At 70.2% G+C, this 7987-nt stretch carries 8 protein-coding genes and 1 rRNA gene; all 9 read left to right on the plus strand.

The genetic code is table 11. From position 1 onward, the window contains the following. Nucleotides 1–95 (plus strand): 5S ribosomal RNA (gene rrf, locus AC0680_RS13085); the annotation flags it as partial. A gap of 93 nt (nt 96–188) precedes the next feature. Then, nucleotides 189–839, plus strand: coding sequence for an HAD family hydrolase (locus tag AC0680_RS13090; RefSeq protein WP_478627674.1), 651 nt, complete (start codon nt 189–191; stop codon nt 837–839). 126 nt (nt 840–965) lie between these two features. After that, nucleotides 966–2228, plus strand: a complete 1263-nt coding sequence (locus AC0680_RS13095) for an MFS transporter (RefSeq protein ID WP_478627676.1) — start codon at nt 966–968, stop codon at nt 2226–2228. After that, nucleotides 2197–3372: an acetoin utilization protein AcuC gene (locus AC0680_RS13100; RefSeq protein WP_478627678.1), complete on the plus strand. Its 1176-nt coding sequence runs from the start codon at nt 2197–2199 to the stop codon at nt 3370–3372. Before AC0680_RS13095 ends, AC0680_RS13100 begins: the two co-directional genes overlap by 32 nt. 928 nt (nt 3373–4300) lie before the next feature. Beyond that, nucleotides 4301–5116, plus strand: a complete 816-nt coding sequence (locus AC0680_RS13105) for a phosphatase (RefSeq protein WP_478627681.1) — start codon at nt 4301–4303, stop codon at nt 5114–5116. 128 nt (nt 5117–5244) lie between these two features. Then, nucleotides 5245–5454, plus strand: a complete 210-nt coding sequence (locus AC0680_RS13110; RefSeq protein ID WP_014144137.1) for a helix-turn-helix domain-containing protein — start codon at nt 5245–5247, stop codon at nt 5452–5454. Between the two features lie 120 nt (nt 5455–5574). After that, nucleotides 5575–5673: a 30S ribosomal protein bS22 gene (locus AC0680_RS13115; RefSeq protein WP_003948845.1), complete on the plus strand. Its 99-nt coding sequence runs from the start codon at nt 5575–5577 to the stop codon at nt 5671–5673. A gap of 198 nt (nt 5674–5871) precedes the next feature. Next, nucleotides 5872–6921, plus strand: coding sequence for an NAD-dependent epimerase/dehydratase family protein (locus AC0680_RS13120; RefSeq protein WP_478627683.1), 1050 nt, complete (start codon nt 5872–5874; stop codon nt 6919–6921). A 14-nt stretch (nt 6922–6935) separates the two neighbouring features. Beyond that, the coding region (locus tag AC0680_RS13125; RefSeq protein WP_478627684.1) for a lysophospholipid acyltransferase family protein at nt 6936–7987 on the plus strand (1052 nt) is incomplete at its 3' end.

Below are 7987 nucleotides of genomic sequence, written 5' to 3' on the forward strand. Positions count from 1 at the left end.
AAACGCCCGGTTACATTCCGAACCCGGAAGCTAAGCCTTTCAGCGCCGATGGTACTGCAGGGGGGACCCTGTGGGAGAGTAGGACGCCGCCGAACAAATTTTGAAATAGCCTCGTTCCCCGAGTTTCGACTCGGGGAACGAGGCTATTTTGCGTTCCGGGTCCATGAGCCGCACATAGAGTTCGGGGTATGCGCTATGACCTGGTCATCTTTGACAACGACGGTGTGCTCGTCGACAGCGAGCCCATCTCCAACACCATCCTGGCCGGCTATCTCACCGAGCTCGGCCACCCCACGTCGTACGAGGATTCGATACGCGACTACATGGGCTCGGCGATGCACCGTATCCACGAAATCGTCAGGGAACGCACGGGGCAGCGCCTGCCGGAGGAATTCGACGAGGTCTTCCACGGCCGGGTCTTCGCGGCGTTCGAGCGTGAGTTGCAGCCGGTGCCCGGTGTGACGGAGACGCTGGAGAAGCTGGCCGCGGACGGTGTTCCGTACTGCGTCGGCTCCTCGGGTAGCCATGAGCGGATCCGGAGAGGGCACCGGAAGACCGGACTGGACCGGTGGTTCGAGCCCGGGCGCATCTTCTCCTCGCAGGATGTGGGGCGGGGGAAGCCGGCGCCGGATCTCTTTCTGCACGCGGCACGGGAGATGGGTGTGCCCCCGGAGCGGTGTGTCGTGATCGAGGACAGCCCGCTGGGGGTGCAGGCGGCGGTCGCCGCGGGGATGGACGTCTACGGGTTCACCGGTATGACGCCGGCGGAGAAGCTGACGGAGGCCGGGGTGACCGGGCTGTTCGGCCATATGGCGGAGGTTTCGGCGCTGCTGCAGTAGAAGGGAGGTGCGTCTGGGGTGGCGTGGGTGCCGTACGTGACTCGGTATCACCTGTCGGGCATACGTCGGAATTGACGGTGTGCGGTATCTACCCAGGGGTAGGGGCGCGTTCTAGGCTGAGCGGCCATGACGGCCCCTCCGGCACCGACGGACCCTCTGGCACCAGGAGTGCAGCTGCGGCGCGGCCGGGTCTCGCTCGCCGTCAGCTTCCTCGTCCAGGGCGCGGTCTTCGCCCTCCTGGTGACCCGAATACCCGCGATCCAGGACCGCTACGGGATCTCGGACGGCCTGCTGCCGGCCTTCCTGGCCGCCGTGCCGGTCCTCGCGGGGGTGGGCAGTGTCGTCACCGAGCAGCTGGTGAAGCGGGTACGACCGGGCCTGGTGCTGCGGCTGGTGCAGCCGGTGGTGTGCCTGGCGCTGCTGGCCGTCGGGGCAGTCGACTCGATGGCGCAGGCGGCGGTGGCGCTGGCGGTCTTCGGGCTGGCGGTGGGGGCGCTGGACGCCTCGATGAACATGCTCGGAGTGAGTCTGCAGCGGGCGTACGGGCGCAGCATCATGCTCGGCTTCCACGCCGCGTACAGCCTGGGCGGCATCGTGGGCGCCTCGCTGGCCTGGGCCGGAGCGCACTGGAAGCTGTCGCTCGCGTTGCTCTACGGGCCGGTGGTGGCCGCCCTGGTGCCGCTCGCGCTCGTCGCGGGCCGGTGGTTCGTGGACCGGCCACGGGACGACCAGGCGCAGGGGCAGGACCCCAGGGGGAGGGCGGAGGCCGGCGCTCCTGTCGCCATGAGGCTGCTGCTGCCGCTGTGTCTGGTGATGGCGTTTGCGTACATCGGGGACTCGACGGTCTCCAACTGGAGCGCGAAGTACCTGCAGGATGTCCTGGGGAGCTCGGAGCAGCTCGCCACCGTGCCGTACAACGTCTATATGGTCACCACGCTGCTCGGGCGGGCGGTGGGCGACCTGGGGGTGCGGCGCTTCGGGGCGGTCGCGGTGGTGCGGTGCGGGACGGTACTCGCGGCGGGTGGGTTCGCGGTGGTCGCGGCCGCGCCGGGAGCCTGGGCCGGTATGGCGGGGTTCACGTTGCTGGGGCTCGGGCTGTGTGTGATCGTGCCGCAGACCTTTGCGGCGGCGGGGCGGTACGCCTTTGAGAAGCAGGGTGCCGGCGCTTCGGATATGGCCGTCGCGCGGCTGAACATCTTCAACTATGTCGGCTTCTTGATCGGTTCTCCGCTGGTAGGTGTGCTCGGCGATGCCTGGAGCTATCGGGGGGCGATGCTCGTACCGATGGCGCTGGTGCTGGTGACGCTTGTGTATGCCCGATCGTTCGGGGGGCCGGAGGCCCGATACGGTGACGGGCATGAGCGGCCGCGCACAGCTGATGTGGGATGAGGCAGTAACGGGCTACGACTTCGGGTCCGGACATCCGATGGATCCGGTCCGGCTCGCGCTGACCATGCGTTTGGTGGAGGCGTACGAGCTCGACCGGGGGCCGCTGGAGGTGGTTGCGGCCAAGCCTGCCGGGGACTCCACCCTGCGGCTGGTGCATCGTGAGGACTACATCAAGGCGGTCCGCCGGGCCTCGGCCGATCCTGCCGCCGCGGACCCGTCGTACGGACTGGGCACCGCGGACGATCCGGCGTTCGCGGGGATGCACGAGGCGTCGGCGCTGATCGCCGGGCAGTCGGTCGGCGCGGCGGAGGCCGTCTGGCGCGGCGACGCGGCGCATGCGGTGAACTTCGCCGGCGGGCTGCACCACGCCATGCCGGGCGGCGCGTCCGGCTTCTGCATCTACAACGACGCGTCGCTGGCGATCGCCCGGCTGCTGGAGCTCGGTGCCGAGCGGGTCGCGTACGTGGATGTGGATGTGCACCACGGCGACGGGGTGCAGGCGGCGTTCTGGGAGGACCCGCGGGTCCTGACGATCTCGCTGCACGAGCATCCGCGGACGCTCTTCCCGCAGACCGGCTGGGCGGAGGAGACCGGCGGGGAGGGCGCGCAGGGCAGCGCGGCCAATGTGGCGCTGCCGGCCGGGACCGGGGACGCGGGCTGGCTGCGGGCCTTCCACGCGGTGGTGCCGGAGCTGCTGCGGGCCTTCCAGCCGCAGGTGATCGTGACGCAGCACGGGGCGGACACCCACTTCGAGGATCCGCTGGCGCATCTCGCGGTGAGTCTGGACGCGCAGCGGTTGGTGGCGGAGTCGTGCCATGAGCTGGCGCACGAGCTCGCGGACGGGCGGTGGGTCGCGCTCGGAGGTGGGGGCTATGCGGTGGTGGACGTGGTGCCGCGCAGCTGGACGCATCTGACGGCGATCGCGGCGGGCCGGCCGATCGATCCGGCCTCGATGGTTCCGGAGGCTTGGCGGCACGAAGTGTTCCGCCGTACGCGGCAGTTGGCGCCGCAGCGGATGACGGACGGGCGTACGCCGAGCTGGCGGGACTTCGTCGATGACGGCTACGACCCGGCCGACCGGTTGGACCAGGCGGTGCTGGCGACGCGCCGGGCGGTGTTTCCGGCGCACGGGCTGCTGCCGTAGGGGTGGGGCGAACACATCCCGTAGGGGATGCGAGGGCCCCCTGCGGGTCCACAACGTGGGGGTTCTGGGGGGTATTCCCGGGGGCCGGCGGGTGCTGGGGGGCGGCGGCTCGGCGAGGTGCGTGCTTGAGGGGGCGGCTCGGCAAGGTGTGTGGCTGAGAAGGCGGTTCGGCAAGGTGCGTGATTGAGCAGACGGTGCGTCAAGGTGCGTGCCTGAGAAGGCGGTTCGGCGAGGCGCGTGATCTGAGCAGAGGGCGCGTCAAGGTGTGTGGCTGAGAGGGGAAGGCCAGGCAGGGCGCGTGCTGGAGGAGGCGGCTCGCCCAGGCCGGTGCGAGCCTGAGGGGACGGCTCGTCGAGGTGCGTGTGTGTCTGAGGGGGCGGCTGGTCAAGGTATGCGCCTGAGGGGGCGACTCGGCGGCGTGCGTGGCTCAGGGGGTGGCTGGTCGAGTGCGTGACCCAGGAGGTGGCTGGTCGAGGTGCGTGGCTCAGGGGGTCGCTGGTCGAGGTGCGTGGCCCAGGAGGTGGCTGGTCGAGGTGCGTGGCTCAGGGGGTCGCTGGTCGGCGTGCGTGGTCCAGGGGGTGGCTGGTCGAGGTGAGTGCTGGAGGAGGTGGCTCGCACGGGCCGGCGCGTTCCTGAGGGACGGCCGGGCAAGGCGCTTGGCCGAGAAGGCGGCTCGGCGGGGTTGCGCCTGACCGGGTGGCGGCTGGTCATGGGTCGTGCCGAGGGGGCGGCTCGTCGAGGTGTGTGCGTGCCTGAAGGGAAGGCCCGGCGAGGTGCCTGCCTGGGGGTGCAGCACGGCGGCTGGTCGAAGTCGTTCCGGCGAGCCGCCCGGTGAGTGCGTGTCCGGTGGATCGGGTTGTGCCACGGAGGTGTGACTACCCGTCGGTTGGGGCAACCGTAGGCTGGCCAACGGGACAGCATGGGGCCCGTGTTGGGCACCGGGGAACTTCGGGCGCATCTGATCGAGGCGCGGCTCGCGGGGACGATCGCGACCATGCGGGAGAAGAGCCTGGGGCGATACCGGCTCTTCGCGGCGCGGGATCCGAGGGTGCTGCTGGGGCTGGATCCCGAACGGGACTGGCCGCTGGGTGAACTACTGCGACTGATGGGGCAGAAGTGCGGGGTTCCGGTCGATCCCGCGCACACTTCCGGCCCGGATGTGATCGACCCGGATCGTACGATCGCGGCCCTCGACCGCTTCGCCGACCGGATCGGTGCGGCGGCCGGCCGCCGGACACCGGTGCTGCTCGGCACCGGCCATCCGCACCGGCTGCTGGAGTTCTACGCCGCCCTGGCAGACGCCCTCTCGTCGGCGGGCTGCCCCGTACTCACCCCGGCGTATGGCTCCCGTGTCGACATAGCGACCCGGTTCGGCGTACGCACCCGTGTCCTGGACTACGTACGGGGAGTCGCGCTGATGCGAGAAACCGGCGTGCGGGGCGCGCCCGGAGTGGGGGGCGTACACACCCATTCGCCGCTGCCGGTACGGACCGCGCTGGGGGCCGCGGCGGACGCCGGAGGGCCGCTGCCGGGGCTGGTGATCGGGGACCACGGCTGGGTCTGCGGGGCAGGTCAACTGGGCATCGAGGCGATCGGGCTGGCCGATACGGACGACCCGGCGCTGTTCGTCGGGCAGGCGGAGGGGCGGGTGGCCGAGGTGGTGCCCCTCGACGACGCCGCCCGGGTCGCGTCCTACCGACCGCTGATCCGTTATGTACTCAATCGGGCGTATCTGTCACGTTAGGCGGCAGTTCGCTGCTCCTCTTCCCCACTCGCATCACCCGCCCCTAATCTGGGGAGTGAGCGCATAGCGACGAAGAGTCACCGGAGGGGAAGCCGGTGACCGTCTTATGCGGAAGGTGCAGGTGTGGCATGGCTGCAGACCAGAGGCCTCTGAACGAGGTCGTGTTCCTGACAGTGGCGGAAGTCGCCACGGTGATGCGAGTGTCCAAGATGACCGTGTACCGCCTGGTGCACAGCGGTCATCTGCCCGCTATTCGCGTGGGGAGGTCGTTCCGGGTTCCGGAGCAGGCCGTTCACGACTATCTCCGTGAGTCCTATGTGGGGGTGGAATCAGCCTGACGGGTCCGTCGCCGACCCTCGGATTACGCCGTTCGCCCGGCGCCGGGTAGGCTGGCCCGATGTAGGTAGTGTGGGCTCGGACGCCCCGCACCGAGTGATTCGAAGTGAGCGAGGGTAGTCGTGGGCTCTGTTATCAAGAAGCGGCGCAAGCGGATGGCCAAGAAGAAGCACCGCAAGCTGCTCAAGCGCACCCGTGTTCAGCGTCGTAACAAGAAGTAAGCGGCGCTGATCGCGATTTCGCAGCCCCCCATCGCCTGTGTGCGACGGGGGGCTGCGGTGTTTGTGGGCCGTATGGACGGTGGTCGGACGGAAATGTCGCCGCGGGCATCCCGCGGTCATCACAGCGCAACACCGACCGGCTAGCGTGGTCGGCACAGCTGGGCCAGGGGAAGTCGCGGCGGGAAGGAAGGGCTGATCTTGGGCAAGGTCGTGCTCGTCACGGGAGTCGCACGGCAACTGGGCGGCCGGTTCGTCCGCCGGATCCAGCGCGATCCCGATGTCGACCGGGTGATCGGGGTCGACGCCGTGCCGCCGGAGCACCATCTGGGTGGCGCCGAATTCCTCAAGGCCGACATCCGGCATCCGGCGATCGCCAGGGTCCTGGCCGAGACGGGCGTCGACACCGTCGTCCACATGGACATCAACGGAACGCCGTTGGGCAAGCGCGGCAGCCGCGCCTCGGTGAAGGAAACCAACGTCATCGGGACGATGCAGCTGCTCGGCGCCTGCCAGAAGGCCCCGAACGTGCAGCGCCTGGTCATCAAGTCCAGCACCAGCGTCTACGGATCCGCGTCCCGGGACCCCGCCGTCTTCACCGAGACCACCACGCCGAAGTCCCTGCCGAGCGGTGGTTTCGCCAAGGACATCGTCGAGGTCGAGGGGTATGTACGCGGCTTCGCGCGGCGCCGGCCCGATGTGGCGGTGTGCGTACTGCGCTTCGCCAACATCCTCGGGCCGTGCGCGGACTCCCCGCTCGCCGAGTACTTCTCGCTGCCCGTGCTGCCCACCGTCCTCGGCTACGACCCGCGGCTGCAGTTCGTCCACGAGGGCGACGCCATCGAGGTGCTGCGGATCGCCGCCGCCGCGCCGCGCCGCGGCACCCTCAACAGCGGCACCTTCAACATCGCCGGCGACGGCGTCCTGCTGCTGTCGCAGACCTCCCGGCGGCTGGGGCGGCCCACTCTGCCGCTGTTCCTGCCGACGGTGACCTGGGCCGGTACGGCGCTGCGGTCCATCGGCATCACGGACTTCTCGCCGGAACAGATCCGGCTGCTCACACACGGCAGGGTCGTCGAGACCACGCAGATGCGCGAGACACTGGGCTTCCACCCGAAGTACACGACGGCGGAGGCCTTCGCGGAGTTCGCCCGCAGCCGCGGACCCGGGCTGGTGCCGCCCGAGTCCCTCGCCCGTACCGTCGACCGGCTCGCCGGTCTGCTGCCCGCACCCGGCGGCCCGACCCAGTGAGGAGTTCACCCACGATGGCGGACGCCAAGGTCATTCCCTTCGGCGAGGAGCCTCGCGCGCGTAGAAAGGCCCGGCGGGCCGGGCGCGCGGGGCGCGGAACGGCGCTGGCGCCCGTCCCCGAAGCGCGGACCGAGCATCCGCCGGCGGCACCCCCGCCGCCGAGCCCGCGGACCCTGGACGAGCGGATCGCGGGCGGGCTGGCCTTCCTGCGCCGCCGGATCACCGGCGAGTACGAGGTCGACGACTTCGGCTACGACGAAGAGCTGACCGACCAGGTCCTGATGTCGCTGCTGCGGCCCTTCTACGAGAAGTACTTCCGGGTCGAGGTCAAGGGCGTCGAGAACATCCCCTCCGACGGCGGGGCGCTGATCGTCGCCAACCACTCCGGAACGCTGCCGCTGGACGGGCTGATGCTCCAGGTCGCGGTGCACGACAACCACCCGGCGCAGCGGCATCTGCGGCTGCTGGCGGCCGACTTGGTGTTCGTCCTGCCGGTGATAAACGAGCTGGCGCGCAAGGCGGGGCACACCCTGGCCTGCGCGGAGGACGCACAGCGGCTGCTGGAGCGCGGCGAGATCGTGGGCGTGATGCCGGAGGGCTTCAAGGGCATCGGCAAGCCCTTCGCGGAGCGCTACAAGCTGCAGCGCTTCGGGCGGGGCGGGTTCGTCTCGACGGCGCTGAAGGCCGGGGTGCCGATCGTGCCGTGCTCGATCGTGGGCGCGGAGGAGATCTACCCGATGATCGGGAACGCCAAGACGCTGGCGCGGGTGCTGGGGCTGCCGTACTTCCCGATCACGCCGACGTTCCCCTGGCTGGGGCCGCTGGGCGCGGTGCCGCTCCCGACGAAGTGGACGATCCAGTTCGGCGAGCCGATCCCGACGGACGGCTATCCGCCGGAGGCCGCGGACGACCCGATGCTGATGTTCAACCTGACCGACCAGGTGCGCGAAACGATTCAGCACACCCTCTACAAGCTGCTCGTGCAGCGGGGGGGGGGGGGGGGGGGGGGGGGGGGGGGGGGGGGGGGGGGAGGGGGGGGGGGGGGGGGGAGGGGGGGGGGGAGGGT

This window comes from Streptomyces sp. NPDC043738 (assembly GCF_056436545.1).